Source organism: Saccharothrix texasensis (genome assembly GCF_003752005.1).
GTDB lineage: Bacteria > Actinomycetota > Actinomycetes > Mycobacteriales > Pseudonocardiaceae > Actinosynnema > Actinosynnema texasense.
Map to the genome: position 1 here is coordinate 2,303,020 of NZ_RJKM01000001.1, position 24,106 is coordinate 2,327,125.

Annotated in this window: 17 protein-coding genes; 7 read left to right on the plus strand and 10 right to left on the minus strand. The window is 73.5% G+C overall.

Annotation, left to right across the window (positions count from 1 at the left end):
* Together EDD40_RS08800 and EDD40_RS08805 are read right to left on the minus strand one after the other, a co-directional pair.
* On the minus strand, positions 1-1,641 hold the full coding sequence (locus tag EDD40_RS08800; RefSeq protein WP_246037560.1) for a serine/threonine-protein kinase: 1,641 nt from the start codon (positions 1,639-1,641) through the stop codon (positions 1-3).
* A gap of 212 nt (positions 1,642-1,853) precedes the next feature.
* A complete protein-coding gene (locus EDD40_RS08805) occupies positions 1,854-3,176 on the minus strand; it encodes a CoA transferase (RefSeq protein WP_211348119.1) in 1,323 nt (440 codons plus the stop codon).
* 63 nt (positions 3,177-3,239) lie between these two features.
* On the opposite strand from EDD40_RS08805, the gene EDD40_RS08810 reads away from it, so the two are divergent.
* Complete coding sequence (locus tag EDD40_RS08810) at positions 3,240-4,409, plus strand: cytochrome P450 (RefSeq protein ID WP_123742461.1); 1,170 nt, start codon at positions 3,240-3,242, stop codon at positions 4,407-4,409.
* Between the two features lie 54 nt (positions 4,410-4,463).
* On the opposite strand, the gene EDD40_RS08815 is transcribed toward EDD40_RS08810, so the two are convergent.
* The 6 genes from EDD40_RS08815 to EDD40_RS08840 all read right to left on the minus strand — a co-directional run bounded on the left by EDD40_RS08815 (position 4,464) and on the right by EDD40_RS08840 (position 12,003).
* Positions 4,464-5,468 carry a sugar phosphate isomerase/epimerase family protein gene (locus EDD40_RS08815; protein WP_123742462.1) on the minus strand — a complete coding sequence of 335 codons (1,005 nt, stop codon included), beginning with the start codon at positions 5,466-5,468 and terminating at the stop codon, positions 4,464-4,466.
* Positions 5,465-6,604 carry a Gfo/Idh/MocA family protein gene (locus tag EDD40_RS08820; protein WP_123742463.1) on the minus strand — a complete coding sequence of 380 codons (1,140 nt, stop codon included), beginning with the start codon at positions 6,602-6,604 and terminating at the stop codon, positions 5,465-5,467. The genes EDD40_RS08815 and EDD40_RS08820 overlap by 4 nt, the downstream gene beginning before the upstream one ends.
* A gap of 55 nt (positions 6,605-6,659) precedes the next feature.
* Complete coding sequence (locus EDD40_RS08825) at positions 6,660-7,706, minus strand: substrate-binding domain-containing protein (RefSeq protein WP_123742464.1); 1,047 nt, start codon at positions 7,704-7,706, stop codon at positions 6,660-6,662.
* Between the two features lie 59 nt (positions 7,707-7,765).
* Entirely contained in the window at positions 7,766-8,773 is a 1,008-nt protein-coding gene (locus EDD40_RS08830; RefSeq protein ID WP_123742465.1) for an ABC transporter permease, read from the minus strand.
* Positions 8,770-10,314, minus strand: a complete 1,545-nt coding sequence (locus tag EDD40_RS08835; protein WP_123742466.1) for a sugar ABC transporter ATP-binding protein — start codon at positions 10,312-10,314, stop codon at positions 8,770-8,772. The genes EDD40_RS08830 and EDD40_RS08835 overlap by 4 nt, the downstream gene beginning before the upstream one ends.
* A 483-nt stretch (positions 10,315-10,797) precedes the next feature.
* On the minus strand, positions 10,798-12,003 hold the full coding sequence (locus tag EDD40_RS08840) for an ROK family transcriptional regulator (protein ID WP_123742467.1): 1,206 nt from the start codon (positions 12,001-12,003) through the stop codon (positions 10,798-10,800).
* A 560-nt stretch (positions 12,004-12,563) separates the two neighbouring features.
* Here EDD40_RS08840 and EDD40_RS08845 point away from each other — a divergent pair.
* The 3 genes from EDD40_RS08845 (at position 12,564) to EDD40_RS08855 (ending at position 15,065) form a co-directional block, all read left to right on the plus strand.
* Positions 12,564-13,193, plus strand: a complete 630-nt coding sequence (locus EDD40_RS08845; protein WP_123742468.1) for a LysE family translocator — start codon at positions 12,564-12,566, stop codon at positions 13,191-13,193.
* A 160-nt stretch (positions 13,194-13,353) separates the two neighbouring features.
* On the plus strand, positions 13,354-14,439 hold the full coding sequence (locus EDD40_RS08850; protein ID WP_123742469.1) for an S-(hydroxymethyl)mycothiol dehydrogenase: 1,086 nt from the start codon (positions 13,354-13,356) through the stop codon (positions 14,437-14,439).
* Positions 14,436-15,065: an MBL fold metallo-hydrolase gene (locus tag EDD40_RS08855; RefSeq protein WP_123747871.1), complete on the plus strand. Its 630-nt coding sequence runs from the start codon at positions 14,436-14,438 to the stop codon at positions 15,063-15,065. The genes EDD40_RS08850 and EDD40_RS08855 overlap by 4 nt, the downstream gene beginning before the upstream one ends.
* A gap of 782 nt (positions 15,066-15,847) precedes the next feature.
* Here the strand turns inward: EDD40_RS08855 and EDD40_RS41580 are convergent.
* A complete protein-coding gene (locus EDD40_RS41580; RefSeq protein ID WP_170185008.1) occupies positions 15,848-18,574 on the minus strand; it encodes an ABC transporter substrate-binding protein in 2,727 nt (908 codons plus the stop codon).
* Positions 18,575-19,074: 500 nt separating this feature from the next.
* Here EDD40_RS41580 and EDD40_RS08865 point away from each other — a divergent pair, with 500 nt between their 5' ends.
* Positions 19,075-19,884 (plus strand): transglycosylase SLT domain-containing protein, encoded by an 810-nt coding sequence (locus EDD40_RS08865; protein ID WP_123742471.1) that lies wholly within the window; start codon positions 19,075-19,077, stop codon positions 19,882-19,884.
* Between the two features lie 69 nt (positions 19,885-19,953).
* Here EDD40_RS08865 and EDD40_RS08870 read toward each other — a convergent pair whose 3' ends face one another.
* Complete coding sequence (locus EDD40_RS08870) at positions 19,954-21,348, minus strand: BNR repeat-containing protein (protein WP_123742472.1); 1,395 nt, start codon at positions 21,346-21,348, stop codon at positions 19,954-19,956.
* 230 nt (positions 21,349-21,578) lie between these two features.
* Between EDD40_RS08870 and EDD40_RS08875 the strand changes: the two genes are divergently transcribed.
* The gene (locus EDD40_RS08875; RefSeq protein WP_123742473.1) at positions 21,579-22,079 is read left to right on the plus strand and encodes a (2Fe-2S)-binding protein; all 501 of its coding nucleotides are present in this window, start codon (positions 21,579-21,581) and stop codon (positions 22,077-22,079) included.
* A complete protein-coding gene (locus tag EDD40_RS08880) occupies positions 22,076-24,091 on the plus strand; it encodes a xanthine dehydrogenase family protein molybdopterin-binding subunit (RefSeq protein ID WP_123742474.1) in 2,016 nt (671 codons plus the stop codon). The genes EDD40_RS08875 and EDD40_RS08880 overlap by 4 nt, the downstream gene beginning before the upstream one ends.
* Positions 24,092-24,106 lie beyond the last annotated feature (15 nt).

Consider the following 24,106-nt stretch of genomic DNA (forward strand, 5'->3'; position numbering starts at 1 on the left):
CTAGGCGGCCTGCTGACCGTCGATCGCCCACTGCCCGTTGACCTTGACCAGCGTGTAGAGGTGCTGCTCGGTCTGGGTCTGGCCGGACTTGAACGTGTACGACACGGTCGCCGTCACCTGCTGCGGGCCGACGGCCTGCACGTTGCTGACGGACACCGCGCTCATCTGCCCCCAGAAGCCCTGGTAGGCGCCGAAGCTCGGCGACCTGGCGGCCTTGAACCCGTCGGTGAGGCGGCCGTAGGCGGTCTCCAGGTCGTTCGGCAGCAGGCCGTAGTACTGGCTCAGCGCCTGGTCCGGGCCGATCTCGACGGGCGGCTGGGTGGTGTCGGTGGTCGTCGGTCCGGGCGGCGGCGTGGTGGTCGTGGTCGGCTGCTCTTCCTCGGTGGTCTGGTCGGGTCGGGTCTCGGCGGGCGCGCCGGTGGTCGCCTCGGCGGTGGTCTGGCTGGTCGGGTCCGTCCCCGCCGCCGATGAGCCGTCCCCGTCCCGGGTGACCAGGTACGTCACGACGGCGATGGCGATCAGGGCCACGACGGCGAGGGCGATGAGCGCCTTGCGGTCGCCTCGCTTCTCCTCGTCCGGCGGCGCGGACCGGGCCGGTGCGGGCTGAGGCGGGTCCGGTGGGGACGGGTTCGGTTGCGGCGGCGCGGGCCGGGCCGGGGCGGAACGGGCCGGGGTGGGCTGGACCGGGGCGGGCTGCACCGGAACCGGCTTGACCTGGGCGGGCTGGGGCTCGGGCGCCGGCTCGACGGGCGTCGGCTCGGGCGTGGGCACCGGGTCGAGGGGTGAGGCCAGGATCGCGGTCGGCGTCGGGGACGGCGGCGCAGGCGGCGGCGTCGGGCCGTCGAACCGCACGTCGCGCAGCATGTCGGCGGCCTCGGGCATGCTCGGCCGGGTCTCCGGGTCCGTGTCGAGCAGGCGCATCAGCACCGGCGTCAGCGGACCGGCGTTGCGCGGCGGCGGGAACCGGCCGTCGGCGACCCGGTGCAGCAGGGCGATGGTGTTGCCGTCCACGCCGAACGGCGGCGTGCCCTCCAGTGCCGCGTACAGCGTCGCGCCCAGCGCGAACACGTCGGCCGGGAACTCGCCCTTCCCGCCGCGCGCCACCTCCGGGGCCAGGTAGGCGGGCGTGCCGACGAGCAGCCCGGACGCGGTGACGGTCGCCTCGTCGGTCGCGCGCGAGGTGCCGAAGTCGGTGACCTTGACCGTGCCGAACTCGGTGACCAGCACGTTGCCCGGCTTCACGTCGCGGTGCGTGACACCCGCCCGGTGGGCGGCGGCCAGCCCGTCCGCCAGCTGCACGCCGAGCCGGGCCACCTCCTCGGCCGGCAGCGTGCCGCGTTCGCTCATCACCGTGGCCAGGCTGCGCGACGGCAGGTACTCCATGATCAGCCACGGGTGGCCGTCGTACTCGACCACGTCGTACAGGGCGATCACGTTGGGGTGCGACAGGCGGGCCGCGATGCGCCCCTCCCGGACCGCGCGGTCGATCGACTCCTGGTCGAACCCGGTGCGGGACAGCAGTTCCTTGACCGCGACGATGCGGCGCAGCCGCTGGTCCTCGGCCCGCCACACCACCCCCATCCCGCCCGTGCCGATCCGCTCGGTCAGCCGATACCGGCCTGCGATAGTGCGGTCCACCACCCGTGCTCCCAACGTCGCGCGCACGTCCGGCGACGGGGTACCCGATCGGGCTACCACTCGAACGTGCGTTTCAGTCGTAACACTTCCAGTGGTCGTTTGTCCCTTCACCACGCGGGTCGGTCACGCAGGTGAGCCGCGCGCCACCGAACCGTCGGAGGGCGTGTTCCGCGGACTCGACGGCGCGGTCCTTTGTGGACTTCGCCGGTCGGCTCTCACCGCCAGCGGGGTTCGTCGGCGCCCCAGGCGGTCGGCGGGTGGTCCCACGTCCCGCCGTCGACGAGCGGCGGGCGGGCGTGGCGGAGGGCGCCGTAGGACGACGGGGTCTCGACCAGCCAGGGGTCGGGGTCGTAGGCGCCGCGCGCGGGTGAGGGTTCGACGTCGTGCAGGAGCCAGGACGCGGTGGCGGCGAGCGACAGGTCCAGGCGCCGGCCCAGCGGTTCGGTGAGGGCCCGGAGGACGGCGGCGGCGAGCAGGTAGCCGGTGCCGTGGTCGAGGGCTTGGGCGGGCAGCACGCCGGGGGTGCCGCCCAGCCCGTCGGCGCGGCCCAGGCCGTCGGCGCTCTCGGCGGCGGCGATGCCGGTGGCGGCTTGGACCAGGCTGTCGAACCCGCGCCGGCCCGCCCAGCCTCCGGTGTGGCCCCAGGCCGTCAGCCGGGCGATCACCAGGTCGGGGCGGCGCGCGTGCAGTGCTTCCGGGCTCACGCCGTGGCGGTCGAGCGCACCCGGCCGGTAGCCGGTGACGACGACGTCGGCGTGGTCGAGGAGGTCGTCGAACGCGCGCCGGCCGTGCCGGGTGGCCAGGTCGAGCAGGGTGGAGCGCTTGCCCATGCCGGTGTCGGCGTGGATGTCGGGGTCCTCGGGCAGGTGGGGCGGGTCGACGCGGAGGACGTCCGCGCCGAGGAACGCGAGGGTGCGGGTGGCGACCGGGCCCGCGATGACCCTGGTGAGGTCGAGGACCCGGACGCCGTCGGCGGCGCGCGCGGCCGGCGGGAGGACGCGTTTCGCGGCGGGCGTGGGGCGGGCGTCGACCAGGGGACGCCGGGTGGGGTCGGGTCCGGTGGCGACCGCGACCGCCAGGCCGCCCGCCGCGTAGACGGTCTCCTGGACCTCGACGGCTCGGCGGGTGGCCAGCTCATCGGCCAGGACGGCGCGGTCGTCGGCCACGCCCAGGGCTCCGAGCAGGCGTTCCTTGTGGTGGGGGTAGTTGGCGTGGGTGCGGACCCAGCCGTCGGCGGTGCGCCAGAACCCGGACAGCGGCGCGAAGCCGCCGCCCGGGCGGCCGTCGACGCGGAGGTGGCGCTCGCTGGTGAACGCCGTGGCGACGGCGGCCTCGTGCACCGTCACCGGCGGGATCGGGGTGTGGTCGCGCGCGGCTTTCAGCTCGGCCGCGGCGAGGGCGCACACCCCCACGGTGGCGCGTGCCAGGTCGCGGACGGGCAGTCGGGCGCTGAGCACGTCGCCCGCCGAGGTGTAGTCGACCGTCAGGTCGGGTCGGCCGCCGAGGGCCGCCCAGGCGTGCGCTGTCACCGGGTCCACGGGTGCAGTGTGCGTCTTCCGGGGGCCTGTTGGTGGCGGGTCGCGGCGATAAGGTCGATCACCATGGACTACCCGATCGCACGTCGTCCCGGGTTCGACCCTCCGGCGGAGTTCGCGTCGTTGCGGGTGGACGCGCCGGTGTGCCCGGTGTCGTTGCGGCACGGTCAGCAGGCGCACCTGGTGACGCGGTACGACGACGTGCGGGCGGTGCTGCGGGATCACGACCGGTTCTCGTCGGACCCGAGCACGCCCGGCTTCCCCCAGCTGCGGCCGGTGGTGGACCGCAAGGCCGCGCCGGGGAGCTTCCTCGTCACCGATCCGCCCGAGCACACGCGCTACCGCCGGATGGTGACCGGCGAGTTCACCGTGCGTCGGATGGAGGCGTTGCGCATCGAAGTGCAACGCATCACGGACGAACGCTTGGCCGCGCTGCGGTCGGGGCCTCGGCCGGCGGACCTGGTGAGCGCGTTCGCGCTGCCCGTGCCGTCGGACGTGATCTGCCTGCTGCTCGGCGTCCCGGTGGCGGACCAGGAGTTCTTCTCCACCCGGAGCCGCGCCCACCTGGACCGGTCGCTGTCCGCCGAGCGGGTGCGGGCGGCGTTGGACGAGCTGCACGCCTACCTGGCCGACCTGATCCGCGCCCGCCGCCTCGACCCCCGCGACGACCTGATCAGCCGCCTGGTGCGGGAGCCGGGGCTGACCGACGAGGAGGCGGTCGGGATGGCCGTGCTGCTGCTCGTCGGCGGGCACGAGACGACGGCGAACTCGATCGCGCTGTCCGTGCTGGCGCTGCAACGGGAACCGGCGGCGTGGGAGGCGCTGGTCGCGGCACCCGACCTGGTCGACAACGCGGTGGAGGAGCTGCTGAGGTTCTTGAGCCCCGTGCACCACGGGGTGGTGCGGGCGGTGGCGGGTGAGGCGACCGTCGGCGGGACGGTGCTCGCGGCGGGCGAGGGCGTGATCGCCTCCCTGTTCGCCGCCAACCGCGACCCGGCCGCGTTCCCCGACCCGGACCGCCTCGACCTGCGCCGGGACGCGCGGGCGCACCTCGCGTTCGGCAGCGGGGTGCACCAGTGCGTCGGGCAGCTGTTGGCGCGCCTGGAGATGCGCGTGGCCCTGCGGGCGCTGGTGACGCACCTGCCGACCCTGCGCCCCGCCGTGCCGTTCGAGGACGTCGAGTTCAAGTTCGACGCCCCGATCTACGGCCTCCGCTCGCTGCCGATCACCTGGTGAACCGGGCGGTGGGCAGTGGCCGGCGCCCACCGGCGCAGGTGGGCGCCGGCCTGGTCACTCGCCCGTGCTGAACGCGGCGTCGAAGGACGCGGCCGGCGGGTCGAACAGGTGCCGCCGGATGAACCCGACCGCCTCCTCCGCCCCGCGCAGCCGGTCCATCCCGGCGTCTTCCCACTCCACCGAGATCGGCCCGCGGTACCCGATCGCGTTCAACGCGCGGAACGACTCCTCCCACGGCACGTCGCCGTGGCCGGTCGACACGAAGTCCCACCCGCGCCGCGGGTCGGCCCACGCCAGGTGCGACCCGAGCCGCCCGTTGCGCCCGTCGAAGCGCTTCTTCGTGTCCTTGCAGTCCACGTGGTAGATCCGGTCGGCGAAGTCGAGGATGAACCCGACCGGGTCCAGGTCCTGCCAGACGAAGTGCGACGGGTCCCAGTTCAGCCCGAACGCGGGCCGGTTGCCCACCGCGTCCAGGGCCTTCCGCGTCGTCCAGTAGTCGTACGCGATCTCCGACGGGTGCACCTCGTGCGCGAACCGCACCCCCACCTCGTCGAACACGTCCAGGATCGGGTTCCACCGCCGCGCGAAGTCGGCGTACCCCTCGTCGATCACGGCCTGCGGCACGGGCGGGAACATCGCCACGTACTTCCAGATCGACGAGCCGGTGAACCCGACCACCGTGCCCACGCCCAACCGGGCCGCCGCACGCGCGGTGTCCGCCATCTCGGCGGCCGCGCGCTGCCGCACGCCTTCCGGCTCGCCGTCGCCCCAGATGCGGGACGGCAGGATCGCCTTGTGCCGGAAGTCGATCGGGTCGTCGCACACCGCCTGCCCGACCAGGTGGTTGGAGATCGTGAACACGTCCAACCCGTACCGCGCCAGCATCGCGCGCTTCGCCGGCACGTAGTCGTCGTCCGCGAGCGCCTTGTCCACCTCGAAGTGGTCGCCCCCGCAGGCGATCTCCAGCCCGTCGTAGCCCCAGCCGGACGCGAGCCGGCACACCTCCTCGAACGGCAGGTCGGCCCACTGGCCGGTGAACAAGGTGACCGGTCGGCTCATCGGGGGTCTCCGATCATCGTCCACGTCGACTGCTGCCCGGCACTCTCCTCCACCGCCGCCAGCACCCGCTGCACGCGCAGGCCGTCGGTGAAGCTCGGCGCCGGGTCGACGCCACCGCCGATGGCGGTCAGGAAGTCCGCGGCCTCGTGCGTGAACGTGTGCTCGTAGCCGAGCAGGTGACCCGGCGGCCACCACGCGCCCACGTACGGGTGGTCGGCCTCGGTCACCAGGATCCGCCGGAACCCGGCCGCCGAGCCGTCGTCGGCCGAGAACACCGACAGCTCGTTCATCGACTCGAAGTCGAACGCCAGGCTGCCGCGCGTGCCGTTGACCTCCAGCCGCATCGAGTTCTTGCGACCCAACGCGTACCGGGTCGCCTCGAACGTGCCCAGCGCGCCGGACGAGAAGCGGGCCAGGAACACGGCCGCGTCGTCCACCGTCACGTCGGCGAACCCGTCGCCGTCGGGCCGGGAGCGGACGAAGGTCTCCGTGGTGGCGCTGACACCGGTGATCAGGTCGCCGGTGACGAACTGCGCGGCGTCCACGATGTGCGCGCCGAGGTCGCCCAGCGCGCCCGACCCGGCCTTCTCCTTGCGCATCCGCCACGTCATCGGCGACGAGGGGTCCGACAGCCAGTCCTGCAGGTACACCGCGCGCACGTGCCGGACCTCGCCGATGCGGCCTTCCTCCACCAGCTTGCGGGCCAGCGCGATCGCGGGCACCCGCCGGTAGTTGAACGCGACCATCGACCGCACACCGCGCCCGGCGGCCTCCTCCGCGGCGGCGGCCATCGCCTCGGCTTCCGCGACCGTGTTGGCCAGCGGCTTCTCGCACAGCACGTGCTTGCCGGCGGCGAGCGCGGCGAGCGCGATCTCGGCGTGCGTGTCGCCGGGGGTGCAGATGTCGACGAGGCCGACGTCGTCCCGGGCGACGAGCGCGCGCCAGTCGGTCTCGACGGCCGCCCAGCCGTACTTGGTCGCCGCGTCCTTGGTGCGCACCGGGTCACGCCCGCCGAGGACGGCCAGGCGAGGCGTCAGGGGCACGTCGAAGAACCGGTGGACGCTGCGCCAGGCGTGCGAGTGCACCGCGCCCATGAACGCGTGGCCGACCATGCCCACGCCGATCTCTTCCGTCATCAGCAGCCTTTCGCAGCAGTGTCGATCCAGTGACGGCGTCGGTCCGCCGACCCGGTCAGGAGTCGAAGCCGACGTCGAGGTACTGGTCGACGTTCTCCTTGGTCACCACGGCCGAGTAGGTGGTGATGGACGCGGGGATGTCGTGCTCGGCCATGTCGCCGATGCCCTTGGTCTGGCCGAGCAGCCTGGCCAGCGCGATCGCCGAGGACGCCATCGACGGGCTGTAGAGGACGGTCGCCTTGACCACGCCGCTGTCGGCCTTGATCAGGTCCATCATGTTGCGCGAGCCCGCGCCGCCGACCATGACGAACTCCTTGCGGCCGGCGCTGTCGATCGCGGCCATGACACCGATGCCCTGGTCGTCGTCGTGGTTCCACAGCGCGTCCAGCTTGGGCGCCGACTGGAGCAGGTTGGCCGTCTGCTGCTCACCGGACTCGGACGTGAACGACGCCGAGACGCGCGGGCCGACGGCGAAGCCCGCCTTCGCCAGGGCGTCGCTGAAGCCCTTGCTGCGCTCCTGGGTCAGCGGCAGCGAGTCGATGCCGGCGACCTCGCCGATGATCGGGTTCGTGATGTTCTTGGCCTTCAGCTGCGAGGCGATGTACTCCCCCGCGTTGACGCCCATGCGGTAGTTGTCGCCGCCGATCCACAGCCGGTAGGCGAGCGGGGTGTCGAAGACCCGGTCCAGGTTGATCACCGGGATGCCCGCGTCCATGGCCTGGCGGCCGACCTCGGTGAGGGCCTTGCCGTCGAACGGCAGCACGACCAGCACGTCGACCTTGTCGTTGATCAGCGTCTCGACCTGGCCGATCTGCTGGTTGACGTCGTTGGTGCCCTCGGTGGCCTTGAACGTGACGTCGGAGAACTCGTCGGCCTGCGCCTTGGCGTTCTTCGTCATCGCGGCCATCCAGCCGTGGTCGGCGGCGGGTGCGGAGAAGCCGATGGTGACCTGCTTGCCCGGCTGGGTGTTCTGGCCCGAGCCGCCCGCGACGGCGTTCGGCGCGGTGTTGGCGGACTCGTTGGACGTGCACCCGGCCAGCAGGGCGGCGGTGCCGACGGCGGTGGTTCCCCAGAGGAAGCGGCGGCGGTCGAGTGAGGGCATGGCTGACTCCCGGGCGGTGTGTCGGGTCGGGTGTGGGGGTGGTGGGTGTGCCGTGCGCGTCAGGTGGCGCGTGTGCCGCGGCGGCGGGCCGTGGTGCGCTGCAGGAGCACCGCGGCGATGATGATCACGCCCTTGGCGATGTTCTGGATGTCGGTGTCGAGGTTGTTCTGGGTGAAGATGTTGCCCACCACGGTGAAGATGAGGACGCCGATCAGCGTGCCGATCAGCGAGCCTCGGCCGCCGCTGAGCAGGGTGCCGCCGATGACGACCGCGGCGATCGCGTCCAGCTCGTAGAACATGCCGTTGGTGGACGCGCCGGACGTGGTGCGGGCGACGACCATGAGCGCGGCGATGCCGCAGCACAGGCCGGCGATGCCGTAGACGAGCGCGGTGTGCCTGCGGACGTCGATGCCGGCCAGGCGGGCGGCTTCGGCGTTGCCGCCGACGGCGAACGTGCGGCGGCCGAACGTGGTGCGGTTGAGCAGCACCCAGCCGACCGCGAACACCGCGGCCAGCATCCAGATCAGCACCGGGACGCCGAGGATGTCGCCCCGGAAGAAGGTGGAGAACCCGGTCTCGGTGACGACCTGCGTGCGGCGGCCGGAGAGCCGTTCGGCCAGGCCCTTCGCCGACGCGTACATGGCGAGGGTCGCGATGAACGGCACGATCTTGCCGTAGGAGATCAGCACCCCGTTGACCAGGCCGCAGCCGAGGCCGACCAGCAGGGCGCACAGCACCATCACCACGGGCCCGTAGGACTGGGTGGCGACGGTGGTCATCCACACGCCGGACAACGCCACGATCGAGCCGACGGACAGGTCGATGCCGCCGCTGATGATCACGAACGTCATGCCGACGCTGACCACGCCGATCGCCGCGGCGAGCCGCAGCATGGTGGAGATGTTGGCCTCGGTGAGGAAGCTGTCGGGCCGGGTGGCGTAGCCGACGACGCACAGCACCACCAGCACGCCGAGCAGCCCGGTGAGCCTCAGGTCGAGGTTGCGCCGCTGCTGGGGCGGCTCCTGGGGTGCGGCGGATTTCGGGTCGAGGACCCTTGCCTCGGTCACGGGGTCTCCTCAGGCGCGTCATCTGGGGTGACGGCGGCTTCGGTGACGGCGCTGCCCGCCATCACCATGTCCAACACGGCGGATTCGGTGAGCTCGTCGGCGCGCCGGTCCGCGATCACCTCGCCGTCGCGCAGCACCAGCACCCGGTCGGCGAGGCCGAGCACCTCGGCGACCTCGCTGGACACCAGCACGACGGCCACGCCGGCCGCGGCCAGCTCGTGGATCACCCGGTACAGCTCGGCGCGCGCGCCGACGTCCACGCCGCGCGTCGGCTCGTCCAGGAGCAGCACCTTGCAGCCCCGGACCAGCCACCGGGCCACCACGGCCTTCTGCTGGTTGCCGCCGGAGAACTCGGCGACCAGCCGGCGCGGGTCGGCGGGACGCAGCTCGAGCCGTTCGAGGGTGGTCTTGGAGTCCTTCAGCTCGCGGGCCCGGTCCAGGAAACCGGCGCGGCTGTAGGCGGGGAGGCTGGACAGCGTCACGTTGTGCGCGACCGGCAGGTCCAGCAGCAGGGCCTGGGCCTTGCGCTCCTCGGGCGCCAGGCCGATGCCCGCCTTCACCGCGGCGACCACGCTGCCCGGCCGCACCGGTTTCCCGTCGACCGAGATGTGCCCGGCGTCGGGTTTCCGCGCGCCGAACACGGTCTCGAGGATCTCGCTGCGGCCCGCGCCGACCAGGCCCGCGATGCCCAGGATCTCACCCGCGCGGACGTGGAAGCCGACGTCGCGGAACTCGCCCTCGCGGCTCAGGCCGGTGACCGTGAGCACCTCGCGCGTGGTGTCCGCGGTGGACGCCTCGCGGTGCGGGAACACCGTCTCGACCTTGCGGCCGGACATCAGGTCGACCAGGTCGGCGGTCGGGGTGTCGGCGGGGAGGTTCGCGGCGACCGTGCGGCCGTCCTTCAGGACGGTGACGCGGCTGCCGATGCGGCGGATCTCTTCGAGGCGGTGGGAGATGTAGAGGACGGCGACCCCGTCCTTGGTCAGCTCGCCGACGATGCGGAACAGGTTGTCCACCTCGTCGGCGGCCAGGGCGGCGGTCGGCTCGTCCATCACGATCAGCCGGGCGTCGTGCGCCAGCGCGCGTGCCATCGACACCAGCTGCTGACCGGCCGCGGACAGCAGGCCCACCTCGCGGTCGGGGCCGATCTCGGGGTGGCCGAGGCGGGTCATCAACGTCCTGGTGAGGTCGCGGGCCGCCCGGCGGCGGGTGAAGCCGAACCTGGCGGGCTCGTGGCCGAGGAACACGTTCTCCGCCACCGAGATGTCCGACACCAGGTCCAGCTCCTGGTACATGGTGGCGATGCCCAGCCGCAGCGCGGCGACCGGCGACGGCAGGGTGGTCCTCGCGCCGCGCCAGGAGATCTCGCCGTCGTCGGGCTGGTGCGCGCCGGCCAGCACCTTGATCAGGGTGGACTTGCCCGCGCCGTTCTGGCCGAGCAGGCAGTGCACCTCGCCCTCGGCGACTTCCAGGTCCACCTGGTCCAGGGCGCGCACGCCGGGGAACGTCTTGCCGATGCCGGCCATCCGGAGCAGGGTCATGCCGAAACCCCTTCTCGTGAGCCGTGCGTCTTCGGGTCGCTGTCCTGGTCCGGCGCCCGGCCGGCTGTCGACACGCCTTCGACGACGGCCTCGCGCCTGCCTTCGACCTGCGCCTGCATCGTGGCTCCGACTTCGTTGAGGGAGGCGATCGAACGGGGTGGTCCAGTTCACGTTCGGGGGTGGGTTGCGGCAGATCCTGACATTTGATCGCGCGGTCTGACAAGAACTTGGCCGCACTTTTGTCGATTCGTTGCAAAAGTAGGGTCGGTTTTGACGGAAGCTCGCGATTGCGGCTCCGGAACGGCCGAGCTGGGGCAGCGGGCGCTCGGGCGTGGGCGCGGCGGGACGCGGGCTCGGGACAGGCACGATGCCCGGGAGGCGCGCGGTACCCGGGGCGCGGATCGCAGCGGGTGGCGCGGTGGGGAGAGTCGCGGTGCCGGCGGGTGGTCCGGCGGCGGCCGGGGCGGCTCGGGGCTCGGGTGGTTATCCGGCCGGGGAGAAGGCGCGGTCGGTGGCGGACCAGGCCGCGCCCGTCACACCTGCCAGGTCGCCCAGCTCCGAGAGCACGATGGGCAGGTTGCCGGTGGCCAGGGGCAGGGAGCGGCGGTAGACGGCGCTGCGCACCTCGGCGAGCAGGGAGTGCCCCAGCCGGGAGACGCCGCCGCCGATGACGACCATGCCCGGGTTCAGGAAGCTGACCAGGGACGCGACCACGTGCCCGAGCCGCCTGCCGCCCTCGCGCACCAGGTTGGCCGCGGCGAAGTCACCGGCCGCGGCGGCGGTGCCGACGTCCTCGGCGGTGAGCAGGCCCTTGTCGTGCAGGGTGGTGGACAGGGCGACGGAACGACCGCTGCGGGCCAGGGTGGTGGCGTCACGGGCCAGCGCCGAACCGCCGAAGTAGGCCTCCAGGCAGCCGACCTCGCCGCACGCGCAGGCCGGGCCGAAGTCGTCCAGCCTGATGTGCCCGATGTCGCCCGCGGTCCCGGCGACGCCCCGGTACACCTTCCCGCCGAGGACGATCCCGCAGCCGATGCCGGTGCCGACCTTGACGAAGATCAGGTCTTCCAGCGACCGGGCCACGCCCGCGTGGCGTTCGCCCAGCGCCATGGCGTTCACGTCGTTGTCGACCGTCACCGGGCAGCCCCACCGGCCCGCCAGCTCGTCGCGCACGGGGTAGCGGTCCCAGCCGGGCATGATCGGCGGTGCGACCGGCATGCCGTCGCGGAAGCTCACCGGGCCGGGCAGGCCGATGCCCGCGCCGATGAGCCGGCCCGACGCCTTGGCGTAGACGACATCGGCCAGTTCGGCGACGCGGCTCAGCACCGGCGCCGGCCCGCCGCGCACGTCGCACTCCTCGCTGCGGCTCTCCAGCACCTCGCACCGGCCGTCCGTGACCGCCACCCGGACCGAGGTGGCGCCCACGTCCACGCCGAGCACGCGCAGGTCGTCGGCCAGGTGGACGAGCGTCGACCGCCGCCCGCCCCGGCTCGCCGCCGGTCCCCCGACCTGGACCAGGCCGACGTCCACCAGCCTGCCCAGCTCGGCGGTCAACTTGGCCCGCGGCAACTCCAGCCGCTCGCCGAGCGCGACCCGGGACATCGCACCCTCGTCGCGGAGCAGGCCCAGCAGCTCGGACTGCCTGCCGGAAACCACCCGCGGCTGCTGACCGCTGCCCGTCGCGCTGCTCATGGCACCAATTTACGGCCACCGGACCGCCCTGGTGCGCCACCACCGCCACGAACCCACCGGCAGTCCACCAGGCACGCGGCCGGCCGCGGTCCGCGAAGCCCGCAAGCGCCGGCACGGCCGGTGTGCGCCACAGCGCGACGACCGACACCCGCCGCACACCCAGGAAGTCCGCGATCATCGGCGCGGCCGGTGTCCGCCAAGGCGCGCAGCGATGCACTCGCCGGTCGCCCGCCGAGGGCGCGGCCACCGGCGACCGCCGGAGCTTCGCCAAGCGCGCAGCCGTCAGGACGGCCGGCGGTTGGTCGGGTGGGCGGCGATCAGGGCGGTGGGGGAGAGCGGGTGCGCAGGTCCGCCACGTCGTCACGTCCACCACCGACGCGCCGGGATGCGCCTTCGCCAACCACGCCGCGCCTGCTCGCCACCGACACCGACCCTCGACACGTGATGGTGCCGAAGGGGTCCGACAATCCCGGGCGTCCACTCCGGACGTCCGGCGCCACCGGTCCCGTCGCCCGGGAAATTGACGGGCGTGGCGCACTCGGCGGGTGTTGCATGCGGGCATGCCCATCGACCAGCACCTGCTCGTCCTGTTCACGGTGACCACCGTCGTCGCGATGATCACACCCGGCCCGGACATGTTGTTCGTCCTCGGCTGCGGGATGCGCGGCGGCCCGCGCGCCGGGCTGCTGGCCACGGCCGGCGTCGCGACGAGCGAGGCCGTCCACGTCGTCGTCGCCGCCGCGGGGCTGGCGGCGCTGTTCGCCGCGGTGCCGGTGGCGTTCACCGTGGTCCGCACGGTCGGCGCGGCCTACCTCGTCTACCTGGGCGTGCAGGCCATCCGCCACCGCGGGCGCGTCGTGGCGGCCGAGCCGGCGGCGGGCGGCATCTCCGGCCGCCGGGCCTACCTCACCGGCATGGCGACCAACCTGCTGAACCCGAAGATGGTCACCTTCACGATCGCGTTCCTGCCGCAGTTCATCGACCCCGACCTGGGGCGGGTGTGGCTCCAGTTCGCCGTCCTCGGCGCGATCCTGATCGCGCTGGAGTTCCTGGTGGACGGCGCGGTCGGCGTGCTGGCCGGTCGCATCGGCGGTTGGCTGCGCCGCAGGCACGCCGCCCGACGCCGGATCGACGTCGTGACCGGCGGCGTGTTCATCGGGCTGGGTGTCCGGCTGGCCGTGGAGCGCTGACCAGCCAGGACCGCGAACGCCTCGAACAGCCGACCGCGGCAGCGGTTGCGGGTGGGGGCCCGGCTTGCGAGGGTGGCGTTCGACGAGCCCGTGCGGTGGAGACGGCCGCGACGACGCGCGCGAGCGACCCGCTCGGGCACGACGACGAGAAAGGTCATCAGTGACTCAGACGGTTCGTGGCGTGGTGGCCCGGGGCAAGGGCGCCCCGGTCGAGGTGACCGACATCGTGGTGCCCGACCCGGGACCGGGTGAGGCGGTGGTGCGGGTGCAGGCCTGCGGCGTGTGCCACACCGACCTGCACTACCGGGAAGGCGGCATCAACGACGAGTTCCCGTTCCTGCTCGGCCACGAGGCCGCCGGGGTCGTGGAGCAGGTCGGCGACGGCGTCACCGGTGTCGCGCCCGGCGATTTCGTGGTGCTGAACTGGCGCGCGGTGTGCGGCGCGTGCCGCGCGTGCCTGAAGGGAAGGCCCTGGTACTGCTTCGACACCCACAACGCGGCGCAGCCGATGACGTTGGCCGACGGCACGCCGCTGTCGCCCGCGCTCGGCATCGGCGCGTTCGCCGAGAAGACCCTCGTGCACGCCGGGCAGTGCACCAAGGTCGACCCGCGCGAGTCGCCCGCCGTGGCCGGGCTGCTCGGCTGCGGCGTGATGGCCGGGTTCGGCGCGGCGGTCAACACCGGCGGCGTCGGCCGGGGTGACAGCGTCGCCGTCATCGGCTGCGGCGGGGTCGGCGCGGCGGCGGTGGCGGGCGCCGCGCTCGCCGGGGCGACCACGATCATCGCCGTCGACCTCGACCCCCGGAAGCTGGAGTGGGCGGGCGGCCTCGGCGCCACCCACACCGTGGACGCCGGGTCGGAGGACGTGGTGGCGCGCGTCAAGGAGCTGACCGGCGGGTTCGGGGCGGACGTGGTGATCGACGCGGTCGGCCGGCCCGAGACGTGGCAGCAGGCGTTCTACGCCCGCGACCTGGCCGGCACCGTCGTGCTGGTCGGCGTGCCGACCCCGGACATGCGCATCGACCTCCCGCTGATCGACTTCTTCTCCCGGGGCGGCGCGCTGAAGTCGTCCTGGTACGGCGACTGCCTGCCCTCCCGCGACTTCCCGTACCTGGTCGACCTGCACCGGCAGGGCCGGCTGGACCTCGACGCGTTCGTCAGCGAGACCATCGCGCTCGACCAGGTCGAGGAGGCGTTCGCGAAGATGCACCACGGCGACGTGCTGCGCTCGGTGGTGGTCTTCTGATGGCCCGCGTCGACCACGCCGTCACGCGCGGCACGTTCAGCCTCGACGACCAGACGTTCGCCGTGGACAACAACGTCTGGGTCGTCGGCGACGACACCGAGTGCGTGGTGATCGACGCGCCGCACGACGTGGACGCGATCCTCCGCGTCGTCGGCGGCCGGGAGGTGAAGGCGATCCTCGCCACGCACGCCCACGACGACCACGTCCGCGTCGCGCCGGACCTGGCCCGCGCGACCGGCGCGCCCGTGCTGCTACACCCCGCCGACCGCGTCCTGTGGGACCTGACGCACCCGGACGTGGCGCCGGACGGCGAACTCGCGGACGGGCAGGTGGTGGAGGTGGCGGACATCGCGCTGCACGTGCTGCACACGCCCGGCCACGCGCCCGGCGCGTGCTGCTTCCACGTGCCCGCCCTGGGCGCGGTGTTCACCGGCGACACGCTGTTCCACGGCGGTCCGGGCGCGACCGGGCGGTCGTACTCCGACTTCGACCTGATCGTCGACTCGATCTCGCGGCGGCTGCTGACCCTGCCGGAGCGGACGGTCGTGCACACCGGCCACGGCGAGGACACGACGATCGGCGCGGAAGCTCCGCACCGGGGCGACTGGCTCACCCGAGGCCGGTGACCGCGCGGCGCGTCAGTAGGTCCGGGTCGACGTGCGCGGCTGTAGTCGTCGAGGAACATGACGCCGCAGTGGTTTCCCTGACCGTGGACGGTGCTGTTGATGCGGCCGTCGGCGAAGTGCGCCCGGTACCTGCCGGCGGACAGCCGCTCCAGCGTCATCGGGGTGTCGCCGGACGCCCACCTCGCGGTGATCACCGGCCCACCCGAGGTCGGCGAGTCCTCGGCGACGAGGTGGTCCCGACCGGTTTGCGCGGGTCGTCCAGCAGGTTGTGGGCGACGGTGGATGCGGCGGTGGACGCGGTGTCCGCCGGTGTCGTCCGGTGTCGTGCACACCAGGTCGGCGAGCGGCCCGCGCCTGCCCGCCGAACCGGGGAAGTCCGCGGTGTAGCGGCCGACGCCCGTCCTGGTGACCGGGCCCGCGCTCACGCCGTACCGCCAGTCGGGGGTGAAGGTGGCCGCGGTGGGCCGGTCGTCGAAGACGAACCCGCGCCGGGTGGAGGCGGACCTGGCCACGCACCGCAGGAAGAACGGCACGTCGTCCGGTCGGCCGGCATGGTCGAAGCAGACCACGTCGGCCGTTCTTCTTCGACGACGAGCCCGTCGCCGGTGTCGTCCGCGCCCACGCCGAGCGGCTGTTCGACGGGCCGGGCGAGCCGATCGCCCGGCCGCCGGAGATCCTGCCGCCGGCCTTCGTGCCGGCCGGCCGCGACACCGGCCGGCCCGATCCGGGCGCCTGGCTCGCCGACGGCCTCCGCGCCGCCCGCGCCCACCACGCGTGACGCCTCAGCGCGGCGTGGTGGGGCACCACGCCGCGCGGCGCAGGTCGACGTCGCTGCGGTTCGGGTACTCGCCGCACGACGCCAGCACGGTGGGCGGTCTGCCGTCGGCGACCCGCAGCACGGCCAGGAACTTGTCGATCGGCACCTGGCCGCCGCTGAAGTCGATCACGCCGCTCTCGCCGGACAGCGCCAGCGGGCCGCCCACGTCGCTCATCTCCTTCCAGATGTGGCCGGGTGAGACGGGGATGTCCCCGAGCTGGATCATGGCGTGCACGAACAGGTACAGGGCGTCGTAGGTCAGCGCGGCGTGCCCGTCCAGCGACGGGTTCGCGCCACCTTCGCACTCCTCCGGCACGAGCACCCGCAACGCCTGGTTCATCTCCGTCGCCGCCGCGCAGCCCTTGGCCCCGATCGCGAACGACACGTACTCGAACGGGATCTCCGGGTGCTGCCCGCGCAACGTGTCGTCGGCGGCGTAGCGGGCGATGTCGTCACCCGCGAGCAGCGCCGGCGGGTCGCCCTTGCACCCGGCGCTCACCCCGTCCATCAGCTTGCCGAAGTCCGCGGGCCGGCCGGCGAAGAACACCACCTCGTCGTCGCCGACCTCGCACAGCGACTGGCCGAGCCGCCTGGCGTCGGAGCCCTGCCCCGCCGACGACGGCTGGTAGGGCTCCTCGCGCACCCGCAGGCCCTGCTCGTCGAACCGCGCCGCCACGTCCAGGCGCAGGTTGGCCGCGTAGGAGTCCGCCTCGTCGCTGGAGTGCACGATCACCACGCCCCGCTTGTCGGGGTAGGCCGCGCGCACGTGCCGCGCCGCGACCTGCGCCTGGCGGTCGTTGGTCGGCGAGATCTGGAAGTACATCCGCGACGCGGTGGGCATCGCGTCGTCCGACAGGGTCGCGGCGACCACCGGCAGGCCGACCTCGCCGAGCACGGTGATCGTGTTCCTGGTCGGCGTGCTGCTCAACGCCATGCCGAGCACGCCGATGATGCTCTTGTCCTTCTCCAGCATCGACCGGAGCGTGCCGGCGACCGCGTCGCCGTGCTGCATGGCCGACCCGGCGTTGCCGAGCAGGATCCGGACCAGCGGCTCGTCGGAGTCCGTCCGGTCGAGCTGCCGCGCCTGCCTGGCCGCGACCCCGACGAGCCGGGCGGTGTTGCTGGCCAGCGCGTCACGGGCCGTGCCCATCGCCGACACGTACACGACGGTCGCGTAGGGGCGGCCGGGGTCGCGCGCGTGCGCTTCCAGCACCAGCCGGTTCTGCCGGACGATCAGGTCCTGGACGCGGTTGAAGCGCGTGAGGTCCTCGCTGTCGGCCTGGCCGAACAGCGGCACCTGCCCCGTGGTGACGCCGACGCAGTCGTCGCCGATCCGCTTGAGGGTGTGCGCGTCGAGGTTGTCGCGGTCCAGCCCGCAGTGCTCGTAGCGCCACGACTCGTTCGCCGCGACGACGTCGCGCACGTGCCGGTAGCCGACCGCGGCCACCGACGCGACCAGCAGCAGCACCACGATCACGAGCACCGACGTGCGCGACCAGACCGGGGCCTGCCGCACGGACAGCGTGGCCGTGGGCGGCACCTCGCCGCGCACGACGCGCACGTCGGGCACCTGCAACGGCAGGAACCACGCGGTGGGCCGGCGCCCCCGGCTGTCGGTGGCCAGCTTGCGCGCCCACGTCTCGTAGGCGTGGCTCGCCTGGCTCACCGGAGCCGGTTCGCGCTCGGCGGTGGTCTCCGCGTCCGGCGGGACCTTGGCGCTGCCGCTGATGATCACCAGCGGGTCGAACGCGCCGGTGTCGTTGCGCACGTCGTTGATGATCTTCAGCACGGCGTAGCCGCCGTTGTCGCGGCGGATGCCGTCCAGCAGCACGACCGGGTACACGGTGCGGCGGGCCGACCTGATCCGCCACCACGACCGGCGGTAGGCGCGGCGCACGTCCTCCAGGAACGCGTTGACCAGCAGCTTGGCCAGTTGGCCGGTGTCCTCGCGCGGCTCGGCGCTCTGGCCCGGCACCAGCGCGGAGGTCAGCCGCTCGGCGAAGCCGATGAACGTGCCCGGGTCGTGCGGCGCGAGGTAGGGCTGGCGCAGCAGCCACCGGTACTCGCTGCCCGGCACGAGCCCGCGCAGCTTCGCCCGGAACAGGAAGGACGGCACGAGCCGCACCACCAGCCGCACCCACCACGGCGCGGTCCCGGCGGCGTCGTCCAGCACGTCCTTGAGGTCGTCGCCGCTGCGGCGGCCCAGGTCCCGTTCCCGCAGCCGGGTCAGCAGGGTCACGGCCGACTCGGGGTCGGCGCCGTCCAGGCGCTGGTTCATCAGCCAGTAGACGAGCTCGAAGCGGCGGAACTCGTGCCGCCCGTAGCGGTCGTTCGCGCCGTGCGCCAGGTCACGGGCGACGCGCACCAGCACCGAGCCGACCGCTTCGAGCGTGCTGGTCTCGGCCGGTTCGACACCGGGGGTCGCGTCGGGGAAGCGGTGGTAGGCGTGCGGCACCCGGCCGGGGTGCGCGCCGCGCAGGTGGGCCTGCAGCGCCGGGAGCAGGCCGTCGGCGGGCTTGCCGCGCACCAGGCAGACCAGCGGGATGCCCCGGTCGCCGCTCACCCGCGCGCCCGCCCGGCGGCCGGGCAGCTCCCCGAACCGCGGTCGTTCGGTGAGGTCCTGCAAGAGCTTCACCAGCTCGTCCACGACGTCGACCGACGATAATCGTTCCCCAGCACCGTGTTCGGCCACCGGACTCCTCGCGGACCAGCCTCGTCCCGCCCTCTCCGGCGTGACGCAGGACTTCCGACCTTAGCCGTCCGGACAGTCCGGTTCGGGCGGTTCCGGCACTGTCGCCGCACGTCACCGCACTCTTGCGGCGAGCGCGGGAACGGACGTCACCGTCCGCCGTCACCCTCTTTCGAGCCCCGGCGGGCACCGGCGGTGCGGCGGTGAGGACGCGCGTCTAGGCCGTTCAGGTCCACCTTGATCCACCACCGTTACCGTCCTCACCCGTTAGTGGCACTCTCTGCAACAGTCGGTCGTGGTTGCTCCCGGAAAACGTGACGAGTGTCACCCATTAACGTCCATGCCTTGCCTCCGCAAAACACGAACGGTTACGTTCTCGGCCGCAGATCACGGTTCCATCACCGAAGGGACACGGGCCCGACATCCCCCGACACGGCCCACGTCCGCCTGGATCCCCCGCCAGGTCCGGTGACGGAGTTCCCCGACCGCAGGAGGCTGCACCCTTGGCTCGGCACGTCCGTCACAAGAACAAACGTGGGCAGACCACGTTCCAGGTACCCCCGCCGCCGCCCGGTTACAAGGGCGCGCACCGGGCAGAGGCCGAGCGGGTCCTCCCGCGCCGCATCGCCGGTGTCGCGGTCGCCGTCGGCATCGTCTCCGGCGCCGGGGCCGCGGCCCACGCGATGACCGGGACGTTCAGCCCGGTGGCCGGTGGCGCGGACCTCGGCGGTGTGCCGGACGAGACGGTGCGCACCGGCAAGGTCGACACGGTGCACGCCGTCGACCTCGGCTCGGAGACCGCCCGGATCATCCGCCAGGAGCAGCTGACCGCGCTGCACACGTTCAACCAGGCCAGCGGCATCGCGCAGGACGGCTACGCGGCGCGCAAGGCGGCCGAGGAGAAGGCGGCGCAGGAGGCGCGCGACGCCGAGGAGGCCCGCAAGCCGCCGAAGCAGCGCCAGGTCGAGGGGTGGATCCGCGAGGCGATCGGCGTCCTGGCCGCCAACGGCACCGCGATCGACGAGAGCAGCGTCGACGAGATCTACACGATCATCATCAAGGAGTCCAACGGCAACCCCAACGCCGTCAACACCTGGGACTCCAACGCCGCCCGCGGCACACCCTCCAAGGGCCTGATGCAGTGCATCGACCCGACGTTCCAGACGTACAAGCTGGCCGGGTACGACGACATCTACGCGCCGGTCGACAACATCATCGCGGGCGTCCGCTACACCTACGCGCGCTACGGCGGCTTCGGCAACCACCCCGGTCTCGTCGGCATCAACGCCGGCACCGGCTACGTCGGGTACTGAGCCCGGCCTCTCGACACGGCCCTCGGGCACGGCGGCCGCCGACGGCGCCGCCGTGCCCGAGGACGCCGCTCAGCCCAGGCGGAAGTCGGCCACCCGGATCGGCGACGGCGTGGTGCCGCTGGAGCGCTGCTGGTACTGGACCGACAGCACGCCGTCCGCGGCCAGCCTCGACGTGTCGACGTTGACCTCGCCGAACGCGTTCATCGACGGCTGGTCGAACACCAACGCCCAGTCGGTCCACCCACTGGCCTTGCTCGCCGACACGATCCGGCCGCGCGGCATCACCAGGTAGGCGTTGTCGGCGCGGTCGAAGACGAGCTTCGTCCGCTGGGTGCTGCCCGGCGCCACGGGCACCTCCCGCTTGGTCCACGCGCCGTTCGAGCCGCGCACGACGTGGAACGTCCGGCCGTACCGGGTGCGCTGCTGCGCGTAGTTCGAGACGCACTGGGTGAACCGGCCCGGCACGTAGCTGATCACCACGTGGGGCGTGCCCGTCGAGTCCGCGCCCTGGCCCTCCTGGTTCATCAGGCCGTGGTTCGGGTCGAGCGGGTCCGCGACCAGTCCCGGCGAGCCGACCGACACGCGTGTGCCGCCGGTGGTCCCGACGACCGCGCCCGCCGCGTTGCGCCACGTCCGGCCGCGGTCGTCGCTGTAGACGTACCCGGTGTCGTGGTTGGTCAGCCCGCCGGGGTTGCACAGCACGCCCGAGTTGCCCTCGCGCCAGGTGAACGCCGCGTGCAGCCGGCCGCGCCGGTTGTAGGTCAGGCCGTGCAGGTACATGTTGCGGGTCGTGGACACGACCCCGTTGGGCCCGGTGTAGCTGCCGGTGGCCGACGACCACCCGCCCAGCTTCCGCCACGCGCCGCCGGTGTACTCGGCCAGCTCGTTCACGCCGTTGCCCGACCTGCCGGTGCGGAAGCTGAACTGCAGCGCGCCCTCCGGCGTGACCACGAACTGCGGGTAGGTCATGGCGCCGAGCTCGACGCCGCCCAGGGTCCGCTGCACGGTCCCGAACACCGACGGCGACCAGGGGTGCGATCCGGGCTGCGACACCAGCCCCGCCACGGACTTCGAGTAGTGCAGCCGCGTGTCGTGGGTGTCCATCGCGACGTGCAGGGTGCCGTCCTGCGGCGAGATGCCCAGCGAGATCACGTTGTGCGAGTCGTCGGCGCTCAGCCGGTGCGGCAGCACCGCCTTCTCCCAGCTGCCGCCCAACGCCCGCCGGGCGATCACGGCGTTGCGGCCGGCCGTGTACCAGGCCGCGTACTGGTGGCCGTTGTAGGTGATCAGGGCGTCCTGGAACGCGTTGTTGTTGACCAGGCCGTCGTAGGACACGAAGTAGAGGGCCGACTGGTCGAGCAGCGTGTCGGGCAACAGGGTGACGCCCGGCGCGGCGTCCGCGACGCCGGGCTGGACCAGGGACGCGGCGAGCACGACGGCCGCCGCGAGTGGTGCCTTCCTCATCGAAGACCTCGGGGATCGGTTGACGGGACGGCGGCGGACCACGACTCTCGCACAGGAGTGAAACGTTTCATAGCCCGACTCGGCCGACCCCGGCCCGCCGCACCGCGCCGGCGGCCGAAGCGCGTGCGCGCCCTGCCGCCGAGTCCCGCGCGCAACCGCCTGACGGCCGTACCCGGACCGCCGCCCAGCGACTGGACGAATGATTGCCGGCTGGTCCACGCGCCAGCACGATGAGGGCAGCCGAACGTGAGGGGTCCGCGGTGGGGCGATACCGGTTGCACGTCAACGGCGAGCGGCGCGAGGTGGACCTGCCCGCGCAGACGCCGCTGCTGTGGGCGTTGCGGGAACAACTGGGCCTGCTCGGTCCCAAGTACGGCTGCGGGGTCGGCGCGTGCGGGGCCTGCACGTCCCTTGTGGACGGTCAGGCGGCACGGCCGTGCGTCACACCGGTCGAGGAGGTGCGCGGCAAGCGCGTCACCACCATCGAGGGCCTGTCGGAGGACGGGGACCACCCGGTGCAGCGGGCCTGGCTGGAGCTGGGCGTCCCGCAGTGCGGCTACTGCCAGGCGGGTCAGATCATGTCGACGGTCGCGCTGCTGGCCGCCAACCCCGACCCCGACGACGCCGAGATCGACGCCGCCCTGCGCGACAACGTGTGCCGCTGCGGCACCTACACGCGGGTGCGGGCGGCCGTCCGGCGTGCCGCGGAGCTGAAGCGGGGTGAGCGGTGAGCATCAGCCGACGCGCGTTCCTCGGTGGCGTGCTGGTCGTGTCCGCGCCCATCGCGCTGCCCGGCGCGGCCGAGGCCGCCGAGGAGTTCGCGCCCAACGTCTTCGTCCGGGTGGACGAGCGCGGCCGGATCACCGCGACCGTGCCCACGCCCGACTCCGGGCAGGGCGTGCGCACCATGGTGGCGCTGCTGGTCGCCGAGGAGCTGGCGGTCGGCCTGGACGACGTCCGGCTGGAGCAGGCGCACGGCGACCCGGCCCGGTTCGGCTCGCAGGGCGTCGGCAGCTCCTCCTCCGCACGCCGGCTCCACGAGCCGATGCGCCGCGCCGCCGCGACCGCCCGGTGCCTGCTCGTCGCGGCCGCCGCGCGCCGGTGGGGTGTGCCCGTCGACGAGTGCTCCGCGCGGGACGGCGCGGTCCGCCACGGGCGGCGCGTGCTGCGGTACGGGGACCTGGCGCGGGAGGCGGCGGCAGTGGACCCGGCGACCGTGCCGGTGACGCTGACCCCGCCGGAGCGGTGGCGCCTGCTCGGCCGCACCAGGGCCGGCGGGGTGGACGCGAAGGCGGTCGTGACCGGCAAGGCCCGGTACGGCATCGACACCCGCCCGCCGGGCGCGCTGGTCGCCGTCGTCCTCCGTCCGCAGTGGATCGGCGCGCTGGTCGACGCGGTGGACGACCGCGCGGCGAGGGCGGTGCCCGGCGTGGTCGCGGTGACGACGCTGGACCCGGCGACGTCCGGCCAGGGCGGGGTGGCGGTGATCGCCCGGTCGGTGCCGGAGGCGCTGCGCGGACGTGAGGCGTTGCGCGTGACGTGGCGCGGCGGCACGCCGACCGCGGACAGCAGGCAGTGGCTCGCGGACCTGGAGGCCGCGCTGCCCGCCGTGCCGACCGCGCCGGGGCCGGTGGTGTTCGAGGCCACCTACAAGCTGCCGCTGCTGGCGCACGCGCCGATGGAGCCGATGAACGCCACGGCGCACCTCACCGCCACCGGCCTCACCGTGTGGGCGCCCACCCAGGACCCGGGTTCGCTGCGACGGGCACTGGCCGGCCAGCTCGGGCTGGCCGAAGCGGACGTGCGGGTCGAGGCGACGTTGGCCGGCGGCGCGTTCGGCCGGCGGATCGAGTCCGACCCGGTGCTGGAGGCCGTCGCCTGCTCACGGGTCGCGGGCGCGCCGGTGAGCGTGCTGTGGACCCGTGATGACGACATGCGGCACGACTCGTACCGGCCGATGTCGGTGCACCGGCTGTCCGCCGCGGTCGACGCGTCCGGCGTGCCGACGTGGCGGGCGCACGGCGTCGCGACCTGGCCGTTGACCGTCTTCCCGTTCTTCGACAACCCCGCCGTCGTCAAGGCCGCCGGCGACCACTTCCCGTACGCCGTGCCGGGCCGGGTGGACGTGGCGCTGCGGGCCGCGCCGCTGCGCACCGGCTTCTGGCGGGCGGTGTACGCCGGGCACTTCCAGTACGCCGAGGAGAACTTCCTCAGCGAGCTCGGCCACCGCGCCGGGCTCGACCAGGTGGACCTGCGGCGGCGGCTGCTGCCCGCCGACTCGCGGCTGCGGCGGGCGCTGGACGCGGCGGCGGCGCGGGCGGGGGCGGTCCGGCCGGGCTCCACCCGGGGCGTGGCGTGCCACGACGACTACGGCTCGGTGATCGCGATCGTCGCGGACGCCTCCGAAGGCCGGGTCCGCCGCGTCACCGCGGCCGTCGACGTGGGTCCGGTGCTGCACCCGTCCGGGGTGCGCGCGCAGGTCGAGGGCGGCGTGATGGACGCGCTGTCCACGGTGTCGGGCGCGCAGATCACCGTGCGGGACGGGAGGGTCGTGCAGTCCTCGTTCCGCGACTACGCGTGGGCGCGCATCGACCAGGCGCCGGACATCGACGTGGTGCTCGTGCGGTCGGACGCGCCCGTCGGCGGCCTGGGCGAGCTGGCCTACCCACCGGCCGCGGCGGCGATCGCGTCGGCCATCGGCCGGCCCGTCACCGGCATGCCGGTGAACGCGGAGGTGGGCTAGCGCGGAAGTCCGGTG